This is a genomic window from Nonomuraea ferruginea, from assembly GCF_039540635.1.
GTDB classification, from domain to species: Bacteria; Actinomycetota; Actinomycetes; order Streptosporangiales; family Streptosporangiaceae; genus Nonomuraea; species Nonomuraea ferruginea.
Genome location: NZ_BAABFD010000001.1, coordinates 446,924 through 470,793 on the forward strand (window position 1 = coordinate 446,924; position 23,870 = coordinate 470,793).

At 70.9% G+C, this 23,870-nt stretch carries 22 protein-coding genes; 18 read left to right on the plus strand and 4 right to left on the minus strand.

Annotation, left to right across the window (positions count from 1 at the left end; genetic code table 11):
- Positions 1-225: 225 nt before the first annotated feature.
- Entirely contained in the window at positions 226-2,217 is a 1,992-nt protein-coding gene (locus tag ABD999_RS01970; RefSeq protein ID WP_378525138.1) for an ATP-dependent DNA helicase, read from the minus strand.
- Between the two features lie 214 nt (positions 2,218-2,431).
- Here ABD999_RS01970 and ABD999_RS01975 point away from each other — a divergent pair, with 214 nt between their 5' ends.
- The gene (locus tag ABD999_RS01975) at positions 2,432-3,769 is read left to right on the plus strand and encodes a chromosomal replication initiator protein DnaA (RefSeq protein WP_271274909.1); all 1,338 of its coding nucleotides are present in this window, start codon (positions 2,432-2,434) and stop codon (positions 3,767-3,769) included.
- Positions 3,770-3,779: 10 nt separating this feature from the next.
- Here ABD999_RS01975 and ABD999_RS01980 read toward each other — a convergent pair whose 3' ends face one another.
- Positions 3,780-4,037: a UBP-type zinc finger domain-containing protein gene (locus ABD999_RS01980; protein WP_271274908.1), complete on the minus strand. Its 258-nt coding sequence runs from the start codon at positions 4,035-4,037 to the stop codon at positions 3,780-3,782.
- 89 nt (positions 4,038-4,126) lie between these two features.
- Between ABD999_RS01980 and ABD999_RS01985 the strand changes: the two genes are divergently transcribed.
- The 11 genes from ABD999_RS01985 (at position 4,127) to ABD999_RS02035 (ending at position 12,879) form a co-directional block, all read left to right on the plus strand.
- Positions 4,127-4,918, plus strand: a complete 792-nt coding sequence (locus ABD999_RS01985) for an ABC transporter ATP-binding protein (RefSeq protein ID WP_271274907.1) — start codon at positions 4,127-4,129, stop codon at positions 4,916-4,918.
- Complete coding sequence (locus ABD999_RS01990; protein ID WP_271274906.1) at positions 4,915-5,679, plus strand: ABC transporter ATP-binding protein; 765 nt, start codon at positions 4,915-4,917, stop codon at positions 5,677-5,679. Before ABD999_RS01985 ends, ABD999_RS01990 begins: the two co-directional genes overlap by 4 nt.
- Positions 5,676-7,526 carry an AMP-dependent synthetase/ligase gene (locus tag ABD999_RS01995; RefSeq protein ID WP_271274905.1) on the plus strand — a complete coding sequence of 617 codons (1,851 nt, stop codon included), beginning with the start codon at positions 5,676-5,678 and terminating at the stop codon, positions 7,524-7,526. The genes ABD999_RS01990 and ABD999_RS01995 overlap by 4 nt, the downstream gene beginning before the upstream one ends.
- The gene (locus ABD999_RS02000) at positions 7,523-8,410 is read left to right on the plus strand and encodes a branched-chain amino acid ABC transporter permease (RefSeq protein WP_271274904.1); all 888 of its coding nucleotides are present in this window, start codon (positions 7,523-7,525) and stop codon (positions 8,408-8,410) included. Before ABD999_RS01995 ends, ABD999_RS02000 begins: the two co-directional genes overlap by 4 nt.
- Complete coding sequence (locus tag ABD999_RS02005; protein ID WP_271274903.1) at positions 8,407-9,561, plus strand: branched-chain amino acid ABC transporter permease; 1,155 nt, start codon at positions 8,407-8,409, stop codon at positions 9,559-9,561. Before ABD999_RS02000 ends, ABD999_RS02005 begins: the two co-directional genes overlap by 4 nt.
- Positions 9,562-9,574: 13 nt before the next feature.
- Complete coding sequence (locus tag ABD999_RS02010; protein WP_271274902.1) at positions 9,575-10,861, plus strand: ABC transporter substrate-binding protein; 1,287 nt, start codon at positions 9,575-9,577, stop codon at positions 10,859-10,861.
- A gap of 38 nt (positions 10,862-10,899) precedes the next feature.
- Positions 10,900-11,295 (plus strand): hypothetical protein, encoded by a 396-nt coding sequence (locus tag ABD999_RS02015; protein WP_271274901.1) that lies wholly within the window; start codon positions 10,900-10,902, stop codon positions 11,293-11,295.
- 46 nt (positions 11,296-11,341) lie between these two features.
- On the plus strand, positions 11,342-11,668 hold the full coding sequence (locus ABD999_RS02020) for a YidH family protein (RefSeq protein ID WP_148030494.1): 327 nt from the start codon (positions 11,342-11,344) through the stop codon (positions 11,666-11,668).
- Between the two features lie 3 nt (positions 11,669-11,671).
- Positions 11,672-12,007, plus strand: coding sequence for a DUF202 domain-containing protein (locus ABD999_RS02025; protein WP_271274900.1), 336 nt, complete (start codon positions 11,672-11,674; stop codon positions 12,005-12,007).
- A gap of 58 nt (positions 12,008-12,065) precedes the next feature.
- Entirely contained in the window at positions 12,066-12,365 is a 300-nt protein-coding gene (locus tag ABD999_RS02030) for a hypothetical protein (protein WP_271274899.1), read from the plus strand.
- 112 nt (positions 12,366-12,477) lie between these two features.
- Positions 12,478-12,879, plus strand: coding sequence for a hypothetical protein (locus tag ABD999_RS02035; RefSeq protein ID WP_148030497.1), 402 nt, complete (start codon positions 12,478-12,480; stop codon positions 12,877-12,879).
- 10 nt (positions 12,880-12,889) lie between these two features.
- Here ABD999_RS02035 and ABD999_RS02040 read toward each other — a convergent pair whose 3' ends face one another.
- Both ABD999_RS02040 and ABD999_RS02045 read right to left on the minus strand, forming a co-directional pair.
- Entirely contained in the window at positions 12,890-14,713 is a 1,824-nt protein-coding gene (locus ABD999_RS02040; protein ID WP_187281057.1) for an ABC transporter ATP-binding protein, read from the minus strand.
- Positions 14,710-16,491, minus strand: coding sequence for an ABC transporter ATP-binding protein (locus ABD999_RS02045; protein WP_219545346.1), 1,782 nt, complete (start codon positions 16,489-16,491; stop codon positions 14,710-14,712). Before ABD999_RS02045 ends, ABD999_RS02040 begins: the two co-directional genes overlap by 4 nt.
- 57 nt (positions 16,492-16,548) lie before the next feature.
- Here ABD999_RS02045 and ABD999_RS02050 point away from each other — a divergent pair, with 57 nt between their 5' ends.
- From ABD999_RS02050 to ABD999_RS02075, 6 genes are all read left to right on the plus strand, one after another.
- Positions 16,549-17,025 (plus strand): nucleoside deaminase, encoded by a 477-nt coding sequence (locus tag ABD999_RS02050; RefSeq protein ID WP_271274898.1) that lies wholly within the window; start codon positions 16,549-16,551, stop codon positions 17,023-17,025.
- Positions 17,026-17,148: 123 nt separating this feature from the next.
- Positions 17,149-18,378, plus strand: a complete 1,230-nt coding sequence (locus ABD999_RS02055; protein WP_271274897.1) for an FxsB family cyclophane-forming radical SAM/SPASM peptide maturase — start codon at positions 17,149-17,151, stop codon at positions 18,376-18,378.
- Complete coding sequence (locus ABD999_RS02060) at positions 18,375-19,388, plus strand: aKG-HExxH-type peptide beta-hydroxylase (protein ID WP_271274896.1); 1,014 nt, start codon at positions 18,375-18,377, stop codon at positions 19,386-19,388. The genes ABD999_RS02055 and ABD999_RS02060 overlap by 4 nt, the downstream gene beginning before the upstream one ends.
- Before the next feature lie 5 nt (positions 19,389-19,393).
- Complete coding sequence (locus ABD999_RS02065) at positions 19,394-19,696, plus strand: hypothetical protein (RefSeq protein WP_271274895.1); 303 nt, start codon at positions 19,394-19,396, stop codon at positions 19,694-19,696.
- Positions 19,689-21,758: a tetratricopeptide repeat protein gene (locus tag ABD999_RS02070; RefSeq protein ID WP_271274894.1), complete on the plus strand. Its 2,070-nt coding sequence runs from the start codon at positions 19,689-19,691 to the stop codon at positions 21,756-21,758. Before ABD999_RS02065 ends, ABD999_RS02070 begins: the two co-directional genes overlap by 8 nt.
- Positions 21,759-21,920: 162 nt before the next feature.
- Positions 21,921-23,840 (plus strand): tetratricopeptide repeat protein, encoded by a 1,920-nt coding sequence (locus tag ABD999_RS02075; RefSeq protein WP_271274893.1) that lies wholly within the window; start codon positions 21,921-21,923, stop codon positions 23,838-23,840.
- Positions 23,841-23,870 lie beyond the last annotated feature (30 nt).

Genomic DNA, 23,870 nt, shown 5'->3' on the forward strand with positions numbered 1-23,870 from the left:
GAGATCTTGACAGTCGGTGTTGATGATCCCAAAAAGGAGCGTCTCCTGGAGGGGACTTCGACCCCCGGCGTCCCCGAAGACCGCCTCTACACCGACCGCGGCCGGCTACGACGGGAGGTTCGACGCTCTTCGCCGGAGTGACGGCGGGACAGGCGGGCCGAAGGCTCGCTATCGGCGCTCAGCCCGAGGGGGTTCCCGAAAAGATCTTGACTGTAGACCTGAGGTTCAGTCGCCGGACGAGAGCCGGCGCAGGGCGGCGCGGGGAACGCCCGGGTCGGTGGTGCGCCAGAACGGGGGCAGCGAGCCCAGCAGGAAGCCGCTGTAGCGCGCCGTGGCGAGGCGCGGGTCGAGCACGGCGATCACGCCCCTGTCGTCCTGGGAGCGCAGCAGGCGCCCCGTGCCCTGGGCGAGGAGGAGCGCCGCGTGGGTGGCCGCGACCGTCATGAACCCGTTGCCGCCCTTGGCCGCGACGTGCCGCTGCCTGGCCGAGGTGAGCGGGTCGTCGGGACGCGGGAACGGGACGCGGTCGATGATGACCAGGCGCAGCGACGGCCCCGGCACGTCGACGCCCTGCCACAGCGACAGCGTGCCGAACAGGCAGGTCGGCTCGTCTTCCGCGAACTGCTTGACGAGCAGCATCGTCGAGTCGTCGCCCTGGCACAGCAGCGGCACGTCGAGGCGGTCGCGCAGGGCCTCGGTGGCGGCCTTGGCGGCGCGCATCGAGGAGAACAGGCCGAGCGTGCGCCCGCCGGCCGCCTCGATCAGCTCCGCGATCTCGTCGAGGTAGGCCTGCGGCAGGCCGTCGCGGCCCGGCTGCGGCAGGTGCTTGGCGACGTACAGGATGCCCGCGCGCGGGTGGTCGAACGGGGAGCCGACGTCGATGCCCTGCCAGTCGTCGTCGCCGAGCCCCCACTGGCGGGCCATGCCGTCGAAGCTGCCGCCGAGCGCCAGCGTGGCGGAGGTGAGCACGACCGTGCGGTCGCCGAAGAGCTTGTCGCGGAGCATGCCGCCGACGTTGAGCGGGGCGACGCGGAGTGTCGGCGGCCGGCGGTCGGTGCCGCCGTCGAGCCACACCACCTCGGCGCGGTCGGTCTCCGAGGCGTGCCCGTAGGCCTCCAGCATGCGCACGGCCGTGTCGTGCACCTCGTCCAGCGCGGTGAACGCGGCCTTGCGCTGGCCCGCCCTGTCGGGGTCGTCCTTGTCGCCGCCGCGCGGCCCGAGCGCGGTGAGGCAGCGGGCCGCGCTGTCGCGGACGAGCGCGAGGGTCAGCCCGAGCACCTCGGGCAGCTCGTCGACGCGGCCCGGCGGGGCGGCGGCCAGCAGCGCCTTGAGGTCTTCGCTCGCCTCCATCAGCTGGTCGGCGACCGGCTGGTCGATCAGGCGGCCCACCCGGCGCACCGCGAGGGCGACGGTGGTCTCCGACAGCTCGCCGGTGACCACCGAGGTGACCCGGTCGACCAGCTCGTGGGCCTCGTCGACGACGACCAGCCGATGCTCGGGCAGCACCGGCAGGTCGCCCATCGCGTCGATGGCGAGCAGCGCGTGGTTGGTGACGACCACGTCGACCTCGCCCGCCCGCGCCCTGGCCAGCTCGGCGAAGCATTCGGCGCCGCTGGGGCACCGGCCGGCGCCCAGGCACTCCTGGGCGCTGACGGAGAACTGCCGCCAGGCCTGCTCGCTGACCCCGGGCACCAGCTCGTCGCGGTCGCCGGTCTCGGTCTCCTCGGCCCACTCCTGGATGCGCTGCACCATCCGGCCGGTCGCGCTCACGTCGCGGGCGTCGAACAGCTGGTCCTGCTCGTCCTCTTCGGGCCAGGCGGCGGTCAGCTTGTAGCGGCACAGGTAGTTGCGGCGGCCCTTGAGTATGGCGAATGTCGGCTCGTGCGGCAGCTCCTTGCCGAGCGCCTCGGAGAGCCGGGGCAGGTCACGGTCGACGAGCTGGCGCTGCAGCGCGATCGTGGCCGTGGAGACCACCACGGGCTTGTCGGCGTCCATGGCGTGGCGGATCGACGGCACCAGGTAGGCCAGCGACTTGCCGGTGCCCGTGCCGGCCTGGACGGCCAGGTGGTCGCCGTCGTCGATGGCCTGCTGCACGGCCTTCACCATCGTGATCTGGCCTTGCCGCTCGCTCCCTCCGAGGGCGTCGACGGCGACGCTGAGCAGGGAGTCGGCTGACGGGAGATGGGAGTCCGGCACGGCAGTCAACGGTACCCGCATTCCGGCGCCCGTCGCGCCGGACGTGAGGTGTCCGGCCATGCGCATCCCGGAATTCGAGGACCTCTCCGCCGTGTCCCGTGGCACACTTGCGGTGGAACTCCACCTGGGGACCATGGGAATCAGTGGGTTCACGGTGGGGATGGGAAGTCCGTTTTGGTAGGGTTTTCCGGGGTTGAGTGGACGGATAAAGGCTGGTACTAGCAGTATGTCTGCCATGTCGGAAGTTGTCCCGTTGCCGTCGTTCGGCGAAGTCTTCTTCGATGCCCGAGGCCAGGAGCGGTGCCTCAGGGTCACCTGGCACGAAGGCACCCTGGTGCTCAGCCTGTGGCGGGGAGAGATGTGCACCGCGAGCTTCCGCATGCCACTCGACGACGTCGGCAGGCTGCTCGACACCCTTGACGAGGGATTCGCCGAGGCCACCGGCGAGCACGAGCCCGACGGTCACGCGGCCGGCGTGCCCGCCGCCGACCCCGCCGCCGAGGTCATCCCCGGCACGGGCACCTACCACCGGCCCGCCCAGCCGCCCCACCACGACGAGCGGCCCGCCGCGCCGCTCGGCCCCAACGACGTGCTCGTCGCCCGAGGCAACCCCAACCACCAGGACAAGCTGGTCGCCTCGCGCGCCGAGACCACCCCGCCGCACGCCCAGCCCTTCGCCGGCCCGCAGTACGCCGAGCAGGCGAACGACCCGTTCACCGGCCCCCAGTACGCCGTCGACGCCGGCTACCGCGACCCCTACTCGGGCCCGCAGTACGTGCAGCACGACGCGCAGCCGTTCGCCGGCCCGCAGTACGCCGACGAGCCGGCCTACCAGTTGCCCGGCGGCCAGCCCCCGCACACCGACCCGCTCGGCTTCCCGTCGCAGTCCCGCCCCGCCGAGCCCGCCTACGAGCAGCGCGGCGACTCCTACGGCGGCGGCCAGTACCAGCAGCCGGCCGCACCGCCCGCACCGCCCGCGCAGCCGCGCACCTCGCCGAGCGGCGGCGCCGGCCTGGGCACGCCCATGCACGGCATCCCGGGCGCCGGCCGCCGCCAGGACCCGTTCCGCGGCCAGGAGCCCACGTACGGGCAGGAGCCCACGTACGGCCAGGAGCCCGGCTACGGCCAGGACCCCGCCTACGGGCAGGACCCCGCCTACGGCCAGGACCCGGGCTACGGTCACGGCCAGGACCCCGGTTACGCCAAGGACGCCGGTTACGCCAAGGACGCCGGTTACGCCAAGGACGCCGGTTACGCCAAGGACCCCGGTTACGCCAAGGACCCGGGCTATGGCCAGGATCCCCATTACCGGCAGGATCCCTCGTACGGCCAGGATCCGGGCTACGGGCACGACGCCTCGTACGGGCAGGACCCCGGCTACGGCCAGAACGCCGCCTACGGGCAGGAGCGCTACGGCGGTGGCGCCCCCAACCCGGTCGACCCGCTGCTGTCGATGGGCCAGCAGGAGCCCGACAGGACTCGCCCGTACCTCGGTGAGCCGCTGTTCTCGACCGGCGAGCGCCTGCGCCCGGACCAGCAGTACGACGACCCGCGCGACCGCCGCGAGTGGTGACCGCCCGGCGTCAGCCCATCTGGCTGTCGGCGTAGCACCAGCGCCAGGTCTCACCCGGCTCGAACGACTGCACCACCGGGTGACCGGTGCCGTGGAAGTGGGCGGTGGCGTGCTTGGCCGGGGACGAGTCGCAGCAGCCGATGTGGCCGCAGTCGAGGCAGCGGCGCAGGTGCACCCACCGGCCGCCCTCGGCCAGACATTCCTCGCATCCCTCGGGCGTGCGCGCCTGGGGATCGTCCGCGTGAATCAGATGTTCGCACATAGCCATGTCCGCGATCCTAAACACAGGTTCGCAGCGATTTCGGCCGCAGCTCTTGCTGCGTGTCGGGTGAACGTGGACTCTGTGCTCATCGGGGAGTGATCTGGACCATAATCCCGGGAGCCGCGGTGCTCGAAATCCGCAATCTCGAGGTCGTCTACGACGACGTCATGCTGGTGCTGCGCGGCGTGAGCCTCGCCGTCCCGCCCGGCTCCATCGTGGCGCTCCTCGGCGCGAACGGCGCGGGCAAGACGACGCTGCTGCGCGCCCTGTCGGGGCTGCTCGACGTGCACGACGGCGAGGTCACCAAGGGGGCGGTCACCCTTGAGGGCGAGCCGATCCACCAGCTGAGGCCCGCCCAGATCGTCCGGCGCGGCATCAGTCAGGTCATGGAGGGCCGGCGCATCCTGGCCGAGCTGACCGTGGAGGAGAACCTCAGGGTCGGCGGCCACACCGCCGCGCGGTCGCACCTGGACCGGGTCTACGGCCTGTTCCCGGTGCTGCGCGAGCGGCGCGGGAGCGTGGCCGGCTACCTGTCCGGCGGCGAGCAGCAGATGCTGGCCGTCGGCCGCGCCCTCATGGCCGGCCCCCGCTACCTGCTGCTGGACGAGCCCAGCCTGGGCTTGGCCCCGTCGCTGGTCGCCCAGGTGCGCGACCTCGTGGTGGAGATCAACAGGCAGGGCACCACGGTGCTGCTCGTCGAGCAGAACGCCGCCATGGCGCTGTCCATCGCGAGCCACGGCTACGTGATGGAGACCGGGAAGATCGTCATGGACAAGCCGTCCGCCGAGCTGCTCGCCGACGAGGACATCAAGGAGTTCTACCTCGGCGCGGTCCGCTCCTTCCGCGAGGTCAAGCACTACAAGCGCAGGAAGCGGTGGCTGTCGTGAGCATCCTGCGGGTCGCGGACGTGCACCTCGGCTTCGCCGGGGTCAAGGCCATCGACGGCGTCTCGTTCGAGGTCGGGCCGGCCGAGCTGCTGGCCGTCATCGGCCCCAACGGCGCCGGCAAGACCTCGGTGTTCAACGTGCTGTCCGGCGTCTACCGGCCGCAGTCCGGGCAGGTCAGCTTCCTCGGCGAAGACCTGCTGGCCCGCCGCCCGCACGAGATCGCCGCCATGGGGCTGGCCAGGACGTTCCAGAACGTCGAGCTGTTCCACAACCTGACCGTGCTGGACAACCTCATGCTCGGCCGCCACCACCACTTCCGGTACGGCGCGCTGTCGGCCCTGTGGTGGCTCGGCCGGGCCCGCCGGGCGGAGCTGGCCGCGCGCGCCGAGATCGAGGACATCATCGACTTCCTGGAACTGGAGGCGTGGCGCCGCCATCCCGTGCGGCTGCTCCCGTACGGCGTCCAGAAGCGCGTCGAGCTGGGCCGGGCGCTGGCCATGGAGCCGAGGCTGCTGCTGCTCGACGAGCCGGTCGCCGGGATGAACCTGGAGGAGACCGAGGACATGGCCAGGTTCGTCCTCGACATCCGCGACGAGCTCGGCATCCCGATCGTGCTCGTCGACCACGACATGGGGCTCGTGATGGACCTGGCCGACCGGGTGCTGGTGCTGGACTTCGGCCGCCCGGTCGCGCTCGGCTCCCCGGCCGAGGTGCAGCAGGACCCGCGGGTCATCGAGGCCTACCTGGGAGGGACCGCATGACCGCCACCCCCGTCGCCGCCACGCTCACCAGCCTCGTCACCAGGGTCCGCGACCGGGCCGCCGCGACGCCGGACGCGGTCGCCATGCGGCACAAGGACTTCGGCATCTGGAAGGAGGTGACCTGGGCCGCCTACTGGTCACGGGTCGAGCTGGTCGGGCACGCGCTGCTCGCGCTCGGCGTCGAGCCCGGCGACCGGGTCGCCATCCACGCCGAGAACCGTCCCGAATGGCTCTACGGCGATCTCGGCACGGTCGCGGCCCGCGGCGTCACCGTCGGCCTCTACCCGACGAACCCGCCCGCCGAGGTCGCGTACCTGCTGGCCGACTCCGGCGCGAAGATCCTCATCGCGGAGGACCAGGAGCAGGTCGACAAGGCGCTGGCGGTCATCGGCGAGTGCCCCGAACTGCGGCACGTCGTCTACGTCGAGCCGCGCGGCATCCGCGGCCGCTACACCGACCCGCGGCTGATGCCGTGGGCGGACCTGCTCGCGCTCGGCGCCCGGCACCGCGAGGCGCACCCCGGCGCGCTCGACGGCCGGACGGCCGGCGCGCGCTCCGACGACGTGGCGACCCTCATCTACACCTCGGGCACCACCGGCCCGCCCAAGGGCGTGATGCTCACCGTCGGCAACATCGAGTTCGGCGTCGAGACGCTCGTGCTGGGCGGCGGCTTCGCCGACCCGCCGCCCTCGCCGCGCGACCTGACGCTGTCGTACCTGCCGCTGTGCCACGTCGCCGAGCGGGCCTTCACGGTCTGGTTCAACGCCGCCGCCGGCATCCAGGTGAACTTCGCCGAGTCCATCGACACCGTCCAGGCCAACCTGCGTGAGGTGCAGCCGACGATCCTGTTCGGGGTGCCGCGCATCTGGGAGAAGGTGCTCGCCCAGGTCGACATCCGGCTCGGGTCCGCCTCGCCGGTCAAGAGGGCGACGGGCCGGTTCTGGCTGCGGGTGGCCGACCGCATCGGCGACACGCTGGTGCGCACCGGCGGCACGCACACCGCCGCCACCCGCCTGCTGTACGCGGTGGGGTGGGTGTTCTGCTACCGGGCGCTGCGCGAGCGGCTGGGCATGCGCCGCGTCCGCTACGCCGCCTCCGGCGCCGCGCCGATCGCGCCGGACGTGCTCAAGTTCTACATGGGCATCGGCATCCCGATGCACGAGGTGTACGGGATGAGCGAGAACACCGCCATCGCCACCGCCAACCGGCCGGGCCGGGTGCGCCTCGGCACCGTCGGCGAGCCGCACCCCGGCGTCGAGCTGAAGATCGACGAGGCCACCGGCGAGATCATGACCAGGCACCGGGGCACGTTCGCCGGATACTGGGGCAAGCCGCGCGCCACCGCCGACGTGCTCGACCCGGACGGCTGGCTGCACACCGGCGACGTCGGCGAATGGGTCGACGGCACCCACGTGCGCATCACCGACCGGATGAAGGACATCATCATCACCGCCGGCGGCAAGAACGTCGCCCCCAGCGAGATCGAGAACGCGCTCAAGGCGTCCCCGTACGTCAAGGAGGCCGTCGTCATCGGCGACCAGCGCCCCCACCTCGTCGCGCTCATCGGCATCGAGCCGGACACGGTGGGGGAGTGGGCCAGGCGGCGGCGCATCCCGTACACCACCTACCGCGACCTGTCCGAGAAGCCCGAGACGCGGGCGCTGGTGCAGGGCGTCGTCGACGGGGTCAACGCCCGGTTCGCGCGGGCCGAGCAGGTCAAGCGCTTCGCGTTCCTGCCCAAGGAGCTCGACCACGAGGACGGCGAGCTGACCGCCACCCAGAAGGTCAAGCGGAGCGCCGTCGCCAAGCTCTTCGAGGAGCTGGTCGAAGGGATGTACGCGCGGTGACCGTCGCGCTGGAGACGATCATCAGAGGGCTGGGCAACGGGTCGGTGTACGCGCTGCTCGCCCTCGGCTTCGTGATCATCTACAAGGCCACCCGGGTGATCAGCTTCGCCCAGCCCGCGCTCATGCTGGCCGGCGCGGTCGCGGTCAGCTACCTCGCCCCCGTCACCGGGTTCTACCTCGGGGCGCTGCTGGGGGCGCTGCTCATCGCCGCCGTCGCGCTCGGCATCGAGCGGGCGGCGATCCGGCCGATGGTGGGCCGGCCGGTGTTCGTGGTGGCGATCATCACGCTCGGCATCGACGTGGTGGTGCGGGTGGTGGTCAACGCTCTCATCGGCAGGGACGTGCGCCAGGTGGGCGACCCGTGGGGGTTCGACCTGGTCTCGCTCGGCCCGCTCGTGGTGCAGCAGCGCTGGCTGGCCATGATGACCGCCGCTGCGGTGCTGGTCACGCTGCTGTTCGCGTTCTTCCGCTACAGCAGGTACGGGCTCGCCATGCGGGCCGCCGCCTACGACCAGGAGACCGCGCTGGCCCAGGGCGTCTCCGTCGGCGCGGTGTTCGCGCTGTCGTGGGCGCTGGCCGGGTTCCTGGCCGCGGTCGCCGGCATGTTCGTCGGCACCGGGCAGGGCATCGAGCAGACCACCTGGATCGTCGCGCTCAAGGCGCTGCCCGCGATCATCGTGGGCGGGCTCGACTCGCTCGGCGGCGCCGTGGCGGGCGGGCTGGTGATCGGCGTGGTCGAGTCGCTGTTCCAGTCCTACCAGGGCGCCTACCTTCCGTGGCTGGGGCAGAACTTCGCGGTCGTCTCCCCGTACGTGGTCATGCTCGTCGTCCTGCTGGTCAGGCCGTACGGGCTGTTCGGCACCCGGGAGGTCGAGCGGGTATGACCGGAACGCGAACCGGAGACCCGGCCTTACCGACCGGCCGGTCCCGGAGGGTGCGCGGGCGGCCGCTGCTCTACACCTCCTACGCCCAGGACATGGCGCTGCTCGACACCCGGGCCAAGCGGGTGTCGGCGGGCGCGCTCGTCCTGCTGGCGCTCGCGCTGTCGGCGGTGCTCGCCGACCCGGCGCTGGAGGTGCTCGCCGTCGCGTACGTGCTCGCCATCGGGGCGATCGGGCTCAACATCGTCACCGGGTACGCGGGCCAGGTCTCGCTCGGGCACGCGTTCTTCGTCGCCATCGGCGCCTACACCGCCGCCGCCCTGTCCGGGCTGCCCGGCGGCGACACCATCGGGTACGGGATCTCCGAGATCTGGATCTGGCTGCCCGCGGCCGGGCTCGTCGCCGCCGCGGCAGGGGTGCTCGTCGCGCCGCTGGCCACCCGGCTGCGCGGGCTCTACCTGGCCATCGTCACGCTCGGGCTGGTCTTCCTCGGCGAGCACGTCTTCAAGGAGTGGCAGGAGCTGACCGGCGGCGTCGGCGTCGGCCGGGAGGCGGCCGTGCCCGCGCTCCTCGGCGTCAGGCTCGACCAGGACGGCGCGCTCGGCACCCGGGAGCAGCAGCTCTACCTGCTCATGCTCGTCCTGCTCGTGGTCTTCGCGGTCGCGGCGCGCAACCTGGCCCGCTCCCGCGTCGGCCGGGCCTTCGCGGCCATCCGCGACCGCGACATCGCCGCCGCCGTCATCGGGGTGCCGCTCACCCGCTACAAGGTGCTCGCGTTCGGCGTCTCGTCCTTCTACGCGGGCTGTGCGGGCGGGCTGCTCTTCACCGTGTCCGGGTATGTCGAGCCGGGTTCGTTCAGCCTGCTGCTGTCGGTGCAGTTCATCGCGATGGTCCTGATCGGCGGCGTGGCCACCGTGTCGGGGGCGATCGCGGGAGCCCTGTTCATCTCGCTGCTGCAGCCGCTCACCCGTACGCTGCCCGCGCTGGTGCCGGTGATCAGCGGCGACACCACGCAGACGCCCAACGTGTTCCAGGTCGAGACCGTGCTCTACGGCCTGCTGATCGTGCTGTTCCTGATCTTCGAACCGCGGGGGCTGTTCGGCCTCTGGATCCGCGTACGGAACTACTGGAAAGCCTGGCCTTTCTCCTACTAGAAGGGGTCATTTCATGAAGAGTCGCTATGTGGTGGCCATCACTGCAGCAGTGGCCCTTCTGTCCGCGTGCGGCGTCTTCCGGGGGGACGACGAGGGCGGACAGAGCGCCCAGACGACAGGGGTCACCAGCGAGCCCTGTCCCTCCGCTGCCGACAGAAACAAGGGATGCATCTACCTCGGCTCCATCTCCGACCTGACCGCCGGGCCGTTCGCGGCGCTGGCCGTGCCGATCACCGAGGCGCAGAAGGCGTTCTGGGCCCGGGTCAACAAGGCCGGCGGCATCGGCGGCACGTACGAGGTGGACGTCACCCGCTACGTCCGCGACAACAAGTACAACCCGGAGGTCCACCGCCAGGTCTACAACGAGATCAAGGACCAGGTGCTCGGCCTCGCCCAGACGCTCGGCTCGCCCACCACCGCCGCCATCATCGGCGACCTCAAGGCCAGCAGCGTCGTCTCCGCCCCGGCCTCCTGGACCTCCGCCTGGGAGTTCGAGGACGTGGTGATCGAGACCGGCGCCAACTACTGCGTCGAGGCGATGAACTCCGTCGACTACGCCATGGAGGCGTACCAGCCCAAGTCCGTGATGGCCGTGCACCTGGCCGGCGACTACGGCGCGGACGCCGCGGCCGGCGCCAAGATCGCGGCCGAGGCGCACGGGCTGGAGTTCACCGGCGTCGAGACCCCGCCGGGCGCCACCGAGCAGGGCCGCGCCATCACCGAGATCACCCGCGTCAAGCCGGACCTGGTGATCCTCACCACCGGCCCGGCCGACGCCGCCACCATCGTCGGCCAGAGCGCCGCGGCCGGATTCAAGGGCCGCTTCATCGGCACCGGCCCGACCTGGAACCCCGCCCTGCTCCAGTCGCCCGCCGCCGAGGCGCTCAAGGCCCTGTACGAGCAGTCGGCCCCCGGCAAGCCGTGGAACGCCGACACGCCCGGCCACCAGGCCATGCGGGAGGCGCTGCCCGGCGTCACCCCCAACGACGGCTACACCTCCGGCTGGGCGTGGGCGTACCCGATGAAGGCGGCACTGGAGAAGATGGTCGCCGGCGGCGACGTGAGCCGCGCCGGCCTGCTCGCGGCCGTCAAGTCGCTCAAGACCGTCGACTACGAGGGCATGCTGCCGCCCGAGGCCGGAAATTACGCCGACGATCCCAACACCGCCACCTTCCGCCAGACGCTCATCAACAAACTCGACGAGACGGCGCCGACCGGCGTCACCGAGGTGCGGGACTTCTTCACCGGCCCCACCGCCGAGTCCTACACCTTCGACGGTCCCTGTTTCGCCAAGCTGTGATCACGCGGGGGACGCGGTCGGTTGGGTAGGGTCGGGACATGTCTCGCCGCTACCGCCGGTTCGCGTCCCTCGCCGTCATCCCCGCGTTCGCGTTCGCCGCGGCCGGCTGCGCCGAGGTCAACACCACGATCGACAGAGCCCAGGCATGCCTGGAGGCCCCAAAGATCGTCGGTGAGCTGACGTCGCAGCTGACCCAGTTGGTCAACGACCCGCAGGCCATGGAGAAGGCGCTCGACGACACGGCCGCCAAGCTCAACGACCTCGCCGACTCGGCCGCCAACACCACCATCAAGGAAGCGTCCGACAAGCTCGCCGGCACCCTGTCCGGCCTCAACGTGCAAACCGTCAACGACGCCGTCGACGCCGCCCAGAAGGTCGGCAGCGACACGGCCGCCTACGTCAAGCAGGTCGCCGAGGCCTGCTCCGGAGGCTGAACCCCGCTTTCTCTAGGGAGAATGGTCGCGAAATAGCGTGGGGCTCATGGAGCCTGACCCGCGTTTCACCCTGGCCAACGAGCGAACCTTTCTCACCTGGCTGAGCACCGCCCTGGCGCTCAGCGCCGCCGGGGTGGCCATGGCGGCGGTGCCCTCCACGGACTTCGTCCCATGGCTGCGCACCACCCTGGCCGTCATCCTGGTCACGCTGTCGGCGCTGGCCGCCGGCATGGCCTATCCGCGCTGGCGCAACATCCAGCGCGCGCTGCGTGCCCAGGCGCCGCTCCCGCCGCCCGCGCTGGCGTCCGTGTTCGGGTACGGGGTCGCGACCGTGGCGGTGCTGGCCCTGGTGATGATCCTGCTGGCGGCCTGACCGGTGGGCGATCCGCACGAGATCTGGGACCAGGGGCTGCAGAGCGAGCGCACCCGCCTGGCCTGGGTCCGCACCGCCGTCATGCTGGCCACCGGCGGCCTCGGCGCGGCCGGGCTGTCGGCGCGCGCCGGGCTGCCGCTCCCGGCGGCGGCCGCGTTCGCGCTGGCGGCGCTCTGCGGCGCCGTCCTGCTCATCCGCACCGGCACCCGCTTCCTCCGCGTGCAGGAGGCGCTGCACGGCGGCCGGCCGCTGGACCACCGGGCCGACGCCCTCTTCGCCTGGCTCGGCACGCTCGCCCTGGTCGCCGGGGCAGTGGTGTTCGTGCTGTCCGTGCGCTGAGGGCGGGTTGCGGGGCCGCGGGAGGAAGGCGGACACTCGAAGAGAGGGAGGTGACCTCATGAGAGAAGAACTGCGGAAGGTCCCCTTCGAATGCCGCGCCTGCTGGCACGTGTGGGAAGAGGAATACACCATCAAGTTCGGCGACCGGGGTGAGGTCTGGCTGCGCGGAAACGTCCCTGTGCCGCCCCCGACGCCGGCCGAGAAGTGCCCGAGGTGCGGCTGCTACCAGGCGGTCCAGTTCCCCGAGGGCTACCTGGCCCACCACCCGGAGCTGATCAGGGCCACGCGGCCCGCCGGCTCCGACGCCACCCCGCTCATCAGCCCGGTGCGGAAACGCCCGCGTTGGCTTGAGACGTAACAGATGGTCATATTTGACTAACAGAGAGTGTTATAAGGGCCATCTTGCCGTGTCAATAGGCAGGGCGGACACTCGGTGCGGATGACGGTCCCTGACCCGGGGGGTGGTCCTGGTGCACGAAGGAACCGGTGGGCGCCGGTTGTGGCCGCTGGAGTGCCTGCGCTGCTGGCACGTCTGGGAGGAGGCCTACACCGTCAGGCTCGGTGACCGGGGCGAGATCTGGCTGATGGGCGGCGTGGTGGTGCAGCCGCCCTGGTCGGGCGCCTGCTGCCCGGCCTGCGGCGGGTTCGCGGTGACGTCGTTCCCCGACGGCTACCTCGCCCGCCACCCCGAGCTGCTGTCCTCGCCCGAGCCTGAGCCGGAGCGGCCGCGGGTGCCCGACCCCGATCCCGTACCGGTGGCGGCGGGCCGGACGCCGCGCCACCACCGGCTGCTGGTCGTGCTCGGGGTGCCGGCGGTGCTGGTGGCCGCGTACGAGGTGTATCGCGTCATGGCAGCCGCCAGGCCGCACTAGTCAGGCCGCACTAGGAGAGGCTCTCCAGCCACGCGCGGTGCAGGCCCGCGAAGCGGCCGTCGGCGGCCACCAGCCGGTCCGGCGGCCCGTCCTCGACGATCTCGCCGCGCTCCATGACGAGCACCCGGTCGGCGATCTCCACCGTCGACAGCCGATGGGCGATGATCAGCGCCGTGCGGTCGGCCAGGATCGTGCGCAGCGCGCGCTGCACCAGCCGCTCGCTCGGCACGTCCAGGCTGGAGGTCGCCTCGTCCAGGATGAGCACCGCCGGGTCGGCCAGGAACGCCCGCGCGAACGCCACCAGCTGCCGCTGGCCGGCCGACATGCGCCCGCCCTGCTTGCCCACGTCCGTGTGGTAGCCGTCGGGCAGCGACGCGATGAAGTCGTGCGCGCCGATCGCCTGCGCCGCCTCGCGCACCTGCCGCTCGGTCGCGCCCGGCCGGCCGAACATGATGTTGTCCAGGACGGTCCCGTTGAACAGGAAGTTCTCCTGCGTCACCATGACCACCGCCCGGCGCAGCGTGGGCTCGTCCAGCTCCCGCAGGTCGGCCCCGTCCAGCAGCACCCGCCCGGCCGTCGGGTCGTAGAAGCGGGAGATCAGCTTGGCCAGCGTGGTCTTGCCCGCCCCCGTCGAGCCGACCAGCGCCACACTCTGCCCCGCCGGGATCGCCAGGTCCAGGCCGGGCAGGATCGGCATCGACTCCACGTACGCGAACCGTACGTCCTCGAAGCGCACCTCGCCGCGCGCCTGCGGCAGCGGGCGCGGCGCGCGCGGCTCCGGCACCGCCGGCTCCTCCTCCAGCACGCCCGACAGCTTCTCCAGCGCCGCGCTGGCCGACTGCAGCGTGTTGTAGAACTGGCTGATCTCCTGCATCGGCTCGTAGAAGCCGCGCAGGTAGAGCAGGAACGCGGTGAGCACGCCCACCGTGACCTCCCCGTGGAAGGCCAGCCAGCCGCCGTAGAACAGCACGGCCGCCACCGTCAGGTTGCCGATCAGCTTGATACCCGGCATGAACACCGCGATCAGCCTCATGCTGCGCGCGTTGGCCTGGCGGTAGTCGTCGTTCAGCCGCTCGAAGATCTCCTGGTTGCGCGGCTCGCGGCGGAACGCCTGCACCGCCCGCATGCCGGTCATCGACTCGACGAAGTGCACGATGACCAGCGCCACCGTCTCCCTCGTGCGCCGGTAGACGATCGCGGACTGCCGGCGGAACCACCGGGTGAACAGCAGCAGGATCGGCAGCGGCACCAGCGCCACCAGCCCCAGCTCCACGTCCAGCACGAGCAGCAGCACGGCGGTGCCGGCCATCGTCAGCACCGCCGTGACCAGCCCGTCGAAACCGGCCTGCAGCAGCTCGGCGATCGCCTCGATGTCCGAGGTGAGCCGCGAGATGACCCGGCCCGAGGTGTACTTCTCGTGGAAGCTCAGCGACAGCCGCTGGAAGTGGTCGAACACCCTCCTGCGCAGCTCCAGCAGGATCTGGTGACCGATCCGGCCGGACATCTTGAGGAACGCCTGCCGGGTGAGCGCCTGCGCGGCGGCCGCCGCCAGGATCACGCCCACCACCGTCAGCAGCGTGCCCGTGCCCTCGCCGCGCAGCATCGGCGGGATGCCCGCGTCGATGCCCACCTTCACCAGGTAGGGGATGGCCAGCCCGGCCCCGCTGGAGGCGATGATGACCGCGGTGAGCACCATGATGCCCTTGCGGTGCGGGGCCAGCAGGTCGCCCAGCAGCCTGCGCGAACGGGCCCGCAGCAGGCCGCTCACCTTGTCCGGCAGCTCGTCCTGGTCCTCGGAGGCGACCCCGCGCCAGCCGGTCGTGGCGGATGTCAACGCAAGGCTCCTTCCGACGGGTCCAGATCGGCGTCCTGGGCCAGGAGCTGCCGGTATTCGGGCACCTCGGCCAGCAGGTCGTGGTGGCGGCCGACGTGCGTGATCGTGCCGCCCGCGAGCAGCGCCACCTTGTCCGCCAGCAGCACGGTGGAGGCCCGGTGCGCCACCACGATGCCGGTCGCCTCGCGCAGCACCTCCCGCAGCGCCGCCTCCACCAGCGCCTCGGTCTCCACGTCCAGCGCCGAGAGGGTGTCGTCGAGCACCAGGATCCTCGGTCTGCTCAGCACCGCCCTGGCCAGGGCCAGCCGCTGCCGCTGGCCGCCGGACAACGACATGCCCTGCTCGCCGATCCGGGTGTCCAGACCCCACGGCAGGTCGTACACGAACATCGCCTGCGCGGTGCGGATCGCGTCGTCGACCTCCTCCTCGGTCGCGTCCAGGCGGCCCATCGTCAGGTTCTCGCGCACGCTCATGGAGAACAGCGTCGGCTCCTCGAACGCGGTCGCCACGATGGAGCGCAACTCGGGCAGCTCCAGGTCGCGCACGTCGTGACCGTCGATCGTGACCCGGCCCCCGGTGACGTCGAGGAGCCGCGGGACCAGCGCGGTCAGCGTGGTCTTGCCCGAGCCGGTGGCGCCCACCACCGCGACCGTCTCACCCGGCCGCACCTCCAGCCACAGGTCGTGCAGGACCGGCCGGTCGGCGCCGGGGAAGCGGAACTCCACCCCCTCGAACCGCAGGTGACCGCGGGGCCGCTCGATCCGCCCCCGGCCGCCGGTGATCTCCGGGACCGTGTCCAGGACCTCCAGGACCCGGTCGGCGGCGGTCATCGCCTCCTGCGCCATGGCCAGGATGTAGCCGAGGCTGGCGATCGGCCACACCAGCTGCAGCACCAGCGTGGTGAACGCGAACAACGCGCCCAGCGTCAGCGAGCCCTGCCCCACGGCCAGCGCGCCGAGCAGCAGCACCATCGCCAGCGTGACGTTCGGGATCACCTCCAGGAAGGTGAAGAACCGCGCCGACAGCCGCACCTTCTCCATCGACGTCCCGTACAGCCTGCGCGCCGCCTCGTCGTAGCGCTCGAAGACGTGGTGACGGCGGCCGAACGCCTTGATCGTACGGATGCCGATGGCCGACTCCTCGACCAGCGTCGCCAGGTCGCCCTGCTCGTCCTGGACCTGCCGGGAGATGCGGATGTAGCGCTTCTCGAACCGCATCGACAGCAGGACGATCGGCACCGCAGAGACGGCCACCAGCACGCCCAGCGGCCAGTACATGTTGAGCAGCAGCACGGTCACCGTGATCAGCTGCAGGATGTTCATGACCAGGAAGAGCATGCCGAAGCCGAGGAACCGGCGGATCGTCGACAGGTCCGTGGTGGCCCGCGACAGCAGCTGGCCCGACTGCCACTCGCCGTGGAACCTCATCGGCAGCCGCTGCAGCTGTGCGTACAGGTCGTCGCGGATGCGCGTCTCCAGCCCCAGCACCGGGCCGATCTGCGCCCACCGGCGCAGGAAGATGAGAAGCGCTTCGAGGACGCCGAGACCGAGCGCCAGCGACCCGAGCAGCAGCAGCGCCCGGCTGTCGCCGTCGCGCACCGGCCCGTCGACGACCCGCTCGCCGACCAGGGGCAACGCGATGCTGGCACTGATGCCGACGATCGCGGCCAGCCAGATGAAGACGAGCTTTCCGACATACGGGCGGAGATAGCGCCGTAACCGCCATAGAGAGATGTTTTCGAGCAGGGGACGACGAGGAGCGCGCGTATCAGGAGGCATCCTTCTAAGGCTAGTACCGCCCCTCAACCCATTTTCGGACGTGGCATGGTGGATCTCATGAACGAGACAGACCTTCGTCACCTGCGCAGATGCGTCGAACTCGCCGCCGAGGCCCTCGCCTCCGGCGACGAGCCCTTCGGATCCGTGCTGGTGAGCGCGGACGGCACGGTCCTGGGCGAGGACCACAACCACGTGGTAGCGACCGGCGACCACACCCGCCACCCGGAGTTCGAACTGGCCCGCTGGGCCGCCGCCAACCTGAGCCCGGAGGAGCGGGCGACGGCCACCATGTACACCTCGGGGGAGCACTGCCCGATGTGCGCGGCGGCCCACGGGTGGGTGGGGCTGGGCCGGATCGTGTACGCGGCGTCGTCGGAGCAGCTGTCGGGGTGGCTGGAGGAGATGGGAGTGGCTCCGCCGCCGGTGCGGACGCTGGCGATCCGGGAGGTGGTGCCGGAAGCGGTGGTGGAGGGGCCGGCGCCTGAGCTCGCGGAAGAGGTCAGGGAGCTGCACCGCCGCTTTCACCGCCGTTAATACAATAATGGTGATTAAGTCCTGACATTTATGGCCTGCCGACCAGCTCCTCCCAATAGCTCGATTTCTCGGTTAATATCTTGAATCACTCCGATATTTCCGGCGGGTGCGGGGTGTTCCAGGGTGACCTACCAGGTGGAAGACCCGAGGAGGGAGTGGCCCGGCACCCTCGACGTCGCCGAAATGCTGAGAAACGGGTGGCGTGCCCACCCCTTCCGGCAATTCCTGCTCAAGGCGCACAGCCGTTGCAACCTCGCCTGCGACTACTGCTACGTCTACACGCTGGCCGACCAGAGCTGGCGGTCCCGGCCGATGATCATGGCGCCGGAACTGGTGAGCGCCGTCGCCGGCCGGATCGCCGAGCACGCGGCGGCCCACCGGCTCGACTCCGTCCGGCTGATCCTGCACGGCGGCGAACCCCTGCTCGCGGGCGCCGACTACCTCGTGCGGGCCGTCCGCCTCGTCCGTGACAGGGCCGGCCCGGACGTGCGCGTCGAGGCGGTCGTCCAGACCAACGGCGTGCTCCTGGACAAGGACGTGCTGCGCGCTTTCGCCGACGAGGGCGTGGACGTGGGGGTGAGCTTGGACGGCACGCCGCGCGGCAACGACAGGAACCGCCGCTACGCGGACGGGCGCAGCAGCTATCCGGCCGTCGCCGAAGCGCTCTCCCTCCTCATGGAGCCGGAGTTCCGGCACGTCTACAACGGCCTCCTGTGCACGGTGGATCTGGCGAACGACCCCGTCGAGACGTACGAGGCGCTACTGCACTTCCAGCCGCCGGTGATCGACTTCCTCCTCCCGCACGGCACCTGGGACGCGCCGCCCCCGGGCCGAGTGCCGGATCCGGCCGCGACGCCGTACGCGGACTGGCTCGTGGCCGTCTTCGACCGCTGGTACGGCGCCAGCGGGGAGACCGTCGTCCGGCTCTTCCAGGAGATCATCCACCTGCTCCTCGGCCGCGCCTCCGCCAGTGAAGCGGTCGGGCTCACGCCGTCCACCCTGGTCGTGATCGAAACCGACGGGACGATGGAGCAGACGGACTCGCTGAAGGCGGTGCGGCACGGCGCGCCGGCGACCGGGCTGAACGTCGTCGACCATCCGTTCGACGACGCGCTCCTGCACCCCGGCGTGGTGGCCAGGCAACTGGCCTTCGAGGGGCTGAGCGACACGTGCAAGGCGTGCCCGTACAGCAGGGTCTGCGGGGCCGGCCTCTACACCCACCGCTACCGCCGCGGCACCGGCTTCCTGAACCCGTCCGTCTACTGCCCCGACCTCTACCGGCTGATCGGTCACATCCGCGACCGGCTCCTGGCCGATCTCCGCAGAGCCCGACTCCCGAAGGGACGCCCATGAGACCGCGGCCCCACCGGTTGCCCGATGACATCCTCGCCCGGCTGGCGGCCGGTGGCGGCGGGGCGGAGGCCGCGCGCCATCTGGTGGCCGCCGAGCGCAGCAAGCATCGGCTCCTCGTGCTGGGCGTCGTCCGGCTCGCGGGCTCCCACCCGGCCGTGGGCCATGCCTACGACCTGCTCGCCTGGATCGAGAAGAAGGCGCCGGAGGCCGTGGAGACCGTGCTGGGCCATCCGGCGGTGGGCGCGTGGGCGGCGCACGTCATCCGGTCGCGGGGGACCGCCACCCAACTCGGCGCGCTGGCCGCCGCGGCGGCGATCCTGGCCCGGCTTCCGGCCCGGGTCGAGGCGCCCGCTCCGGACGGCCGGATCACGCTGCCCTCGCTCGGCCAGATCGTGACCGCCGACCCGGCCGACCTGGTGGACCTCCGCGTCCACTCCGACGGGACCCTGGAGGCGGGCGGCCGCCGCGTACGCGCGGCGGAGCGGACGGCCGGACGGCAGGCGGAAGAGCGGGAGGAACCGGGCTGGCTTCCGCTGCGACGCATCACGGCGGACGGCTTCAGCCTGTGCGTGGACGACCTGGACCCGTGCCGCTGGTCTCCCGACGAGGCGCCGGACGGGCGGCTGCCTCCGGCCGAGCTGGACGTCTGGCGCGAGCACCTCCGGATTTCCTGGCAGGTCATGAAGGCCCGGCACTGGACGCTCGCCGGCGAGACCGCCTCGATCATCTCCGTGCTCACGCCCATCACCGGCCCGGCCTACCGCATGAACAGCGCCACGGCCAGGGACAGGTTCGGCGCCATCGGGATCTCCACGCCGCGGGACTGGCGCTGGATGGCGTCCACGTTCGCGCACGAGGTCCAGCACGCCAAGCTCGGCGCGGTGCTCGACACGGTCGAACTGCTGGAGCCCGACGACGGCAGGTACTACGCGCCCTGGCGGCCCGACCCCCGCCCGCTGGCGGGGCTGCTGCAGGGCACGTACGCGCATCTCGGGGTCGCGGGCTTCTGAGCCTGGTGGCGAAGATCCGGGAACGCATTCGCATCGTTTTCGGCGGGGACCCGCGGTCGGCGGACGCGCTGGAGCGCGCCGTGGCGACACCTGAGGACGAAAGCGCGCTTCATGAACTGGCCGAGGCATTGCGCTGGTATGCCGAGCGCGATCGGGCGTTCGCCGATGAAATGGCCGAATGGGCTCGGCAGACTGCTTCCTCCGGGAAGGTCGTGCAGAACGTGCGCGCCGGCCGGGACGCGTATACGGCAGGTCGGGACATGACCGTGCAGCAGCGTCCTGACGCGAAGCCGTCGCCAGATGACTGACGAGCCTTTCCCAGCAGATGAAACCAGGGTGCGGCAAGGTATCGCCGCACTGCGGGATGCGCTGAGTGCCGGCCGTGACCTGCACATCACGTACCGCTCCGCCGACGAGGGCACGCCGGTGGTCCCGGGCGGGCACGGGGTGCTGTGGCCTCCGCTGGGGCGCCTGCCGAAGCGTGTACGGGGTCGCGAACCTCTGCTGGAGCAGCTGAGGACGTTGCTGGGGGCGCCGGACGGCCGGGTGCACGTGCTGGCGGGGCTGGGCGGCACGGGCAAATCCACTGTGGCCCTGCAATTGGCCGATATAGCGGTACAGGCCCGCCGGCCGGTCTGGTGGGCCTCGGCGGTGGACGCGGCGGCCCTGTCCGACTCGCTGCTGGTGCTGGCGCAGGCGTTGGGAGCCGACGACGCGCAGGTGGACGCGGCGCGTACCGGCCGCTTGGCCGCATGCGACGTGCTGTGGCAGGCGTTGGAACGCCATCGCGACTGGCTGCTCGTGATCGACGACGCCGACGACGTCGCGGAGCTGGAGACAGCAGGTCGCACGGTGCGCGACGGCAACGGGTGGGTGCGCGGGTCGAGGTCCGGGCTGGTGGTGGTCAGCACGCGCGACGGCGATCCGCGGCACTGGGGCCGTGGGGCCGAGCTCCATCCCGTGGGTTGGCTGAGCAAAGAGCAGGGCGGCCAGGTGCTGGTGGACCTGGTTCCCTGGGCCGGCGACATCACCGAGGCCGAAGCACTGGCAGAGCGGCTGGGCGGTCTCGCACTCGCGTTGCATCACGCCGGATCGCAGCTGGCGTCCCCGTTCGCCCAGCGGCAATCCTTCTCCGGCTACCAACAGGTCCTGGAGTCCAAGGGAACAGCCGTGCTGGGCGGCACGGCAGGCGACGTGGACGATCGCGCCGTGGTGGGCCGGACATGGGAACTGTCGCTGGCTCAGCTGGACGCCGCGGGTGTGGGGCAGGCGCGAGGGCTGCTGCGGGTGCTGGCCTGGTTCGCGCCCGCCGTTCCCATCCCGATCAGCGGTTTGGATCACGAGATACTCGGCCGGGCCTGTGACAGTCCTGATCCGGCCGGCGTGGTGGCAGGGCTGGAAGCCCTGCTCTCGGTGGGGCTGATCCAGACCTCGCTGCCCGCGGCAGAAGGCGCGACGGCGGAGGCGATCGCCGGGGTGATGGTGCATCCGCTGGTCGCCGAGACGGTCCGTGAGGATCTCGACCACGTGGAAACCGACCGTGCCGTATCCGCCGCCACCGAACTGCTGATACACGCGACCGCGGATTTACAGGTGGACAAGCCCGCGCATTGGCCGGCCTGGCAGAAATGGTGGGCCCATCTTGAAGAAATGCTGAACGCCGCCGGCCCACTGGTTCGTGAACCCGTCTTGGCGAACCTGGTCTGCACCGCATGCGTCACCGCGACGATGCTGCTGTGGGCCGGTTCGTACAACGCCTCTGTGAAGATCTCGGAGGCCGCGCTGAAACGCCTGACCCGTCTCGGCCCTGATCACCCTGTCACGCGGCCGTTGCGGCGCGTACAGGCAGGCGCGTACCAGTTCGTCAACAGATTGGCCGAGGCCGATCGCATCTATCGTGAGTTGTTGTCCACGGCGTCGGACGGCAACAGCATGGAATCATTGGAGATACGAGCTGATCTCGCGGTGGTGGTGGCGGAGCAGAAGAGGTTCGCCGAGGCCGAGAATCTTCTCCAGGAGTTGCTGCGGGACCAGGAGTCGGCGTTGGGCGCCGATGACGAGCGTACGCTGGCCACTCGGTACGAGATCGCACGGACCTTGGCGGGGCGGGGGGATTTCGCCGAGGCCGAGAATCGCTTCCGGGATGTGCTCCGGGACCAGGAAGCGTGGCTGAAACCCCAGCATCCGGCGACATTGGCCACGCGTTATGAGATCGCCAGGGTGTTGGTGAAGCAGGGAGACCGGGCCGAAGCCGAACGCCTTTTCCGCCAACTGTTGAAGCAGCAACAGCAAGTCCTGGGCAGCGACCATCCCCACACCCGGCTCACGCTTCGGGCACTGTCCGGTTTGAATGAAGGCAACATTCCGTGATCACCTGTAAGGGGACTCCGAGGCCGCCGCGGGCCGGCGATCGAATGCGGCCTGAGTGCTCTTTCTGGTTGCGCGTTTCGCAACTCGCGTGCTCCGGCCAAGTATGGTTGAGTCACCGCAACTCCCTGCAACTTGGGTGCGGGATCTTCGTCATGAGCGGTGATGACGAACGACGTACTGGTGCGATTACATCTGCGGGCGGGTGTGGCAATGCCTTCCAGCGGCAGCGGCTTCGAGCCGTACGTCGGCCTGAGTGCCTATCGCCGGGAGGACGCGACGAGATTCTTCGGCCGCGAGGCCGAGGCCGCCGCTCTCGCGCACCTGTGGCGGAATCACCGGGTGACGATCCTGCACGGCCCCTCGGGCGTGGGCAAGACGTCGCTGGTGACGGCCGGTGTGCTGCCTCTTCTCGCAGGTTCTGACGTACTGCCCTTGGGAAGTGTGCGGCGGCCCTCCGTCTTACCGGCTGCCGCCATCCTCGACGACAGCGACCCACACGCCTTCGCGCTGATGTCGTCATGGTCGCCGCACGAGCACCCTCTCCGGCTCTCCGGCCTCACGATCAGCACCTACCTGCGCTGGCATCACTGGAACCCGGATGGCGGAACGGTCATGGCCGTCTTCGACCACGCCGAGGAACTCTTCACCGCCCACCGCCGGCATCCTGACGGCCACATCCATCTTCTCGACCAGTTGAGCGACGCGCTCAGCGGCGATCCCCCGCTCCACCTCCTCATCGTCATCGCCGATGAGCACCTCGAGCCGCTGCAGCGCCATGAGGGGATGCGCACGCACATGACCTCTGAGTCGTTCATCCGGCTGGAGCCCTTCGCCGTGGACGCGGCGCTGGAGGCATGCCGACGGCCACTCGTGAGCTGCGGCCGGGACCTCGCTCCAGGGGTGGCCGAGAAGCTCGTCGACGAGTTGCGGGCCGACCGCTCCACCACGGTGGAACCGGCTCACCTGCAACTGGTCTGCGAGGCACTCTGGAAGTCCACGAACGAGAAGGACACCCCCATCGGCGACGCCGACCTGGTGGACGTGGACAAGGTGCTGGCCGACCACTGCGACCGGACCATCCAGGAGGTGGCGCGGGACCTGCTGGACGGGGATGTGGACCAGCTGGTCGCCTTGCTGCGCCCGATCGTGACGAACGGGACGGATGGCGAGGACCTTCCTCCCCGGGTCGCGCAGGCGCTGACACGAGGCCGAATCCTGCGCCGCGGGGAGAAAGGGCGCTACGAGATGCCCGCACGCCTCGTAGGACCCTTCTTGAGCACCTCGTTCGGGCGGCAGCAGCCCGAACCGCCCAACCACGTTTCGACCATCGAAGCCGCGTTGCAGCGAGGCTGGTTCGAGTTCGCCGCGAAGCAGGCGGAGAGGGCTCTCCGGAACTCCGCCGACGGCAGATCACGGGCTCGTGCCGAGTCCTTGGCCGGAGATGCCGCCTACCTGCTGGATGACTTCGACGGGGCTATCGCGCACTATCGCGAGGCGGCGATGATGTACGCCACGATGCGCGGCACCGACCGTATCGTCGCCACCTTTCTGGCCGCCATCGGCCGGATCCTGGTCGATCAAGGCGCCTACCAGGAAGCGATCAGGGAACTGCGGGCGGCGGTGAAGCGGAGTCCGGAACCCGTGATCCTGACGGAGCTGGCTTGGGCGTTGTGGTACATCGGGCACGAAAGCGGCGCGGTCGACATGCTGGACGCGGCGCTCCGCTCCGGGAACAACCCGGCCGAGGCGCTGCGGGTCCGGGGCGAGATCCTCTCGGACATCGCGCCTCAGTCCGCGCTGCGCGATCTCGATCGGGTCCGGCCTCATGAGCTGGCCTCGACACGCGCCGCCTACGCGCTCGCCCTGGCGCTGAGCGGGGACGTGGTCGCGGCGGTCCGGGCGCTGCCACGACTGGACGCGGACAGCGACGCCACAACCCTGCTGCGGACCGCACGCGTCATGAAGAAAGCCGGGCAGGACCTGGAAGCGGCTCGTCTGGCCCGGCGCGCCCAGCAGAGTGCGAGCCGCAAGCCGCTCCCACCACGGTTGACCGCCCAGGCCGAACTCCTCATCGCTACCTGACTCCGGACCGGACCGACGCGGAGAGCACCT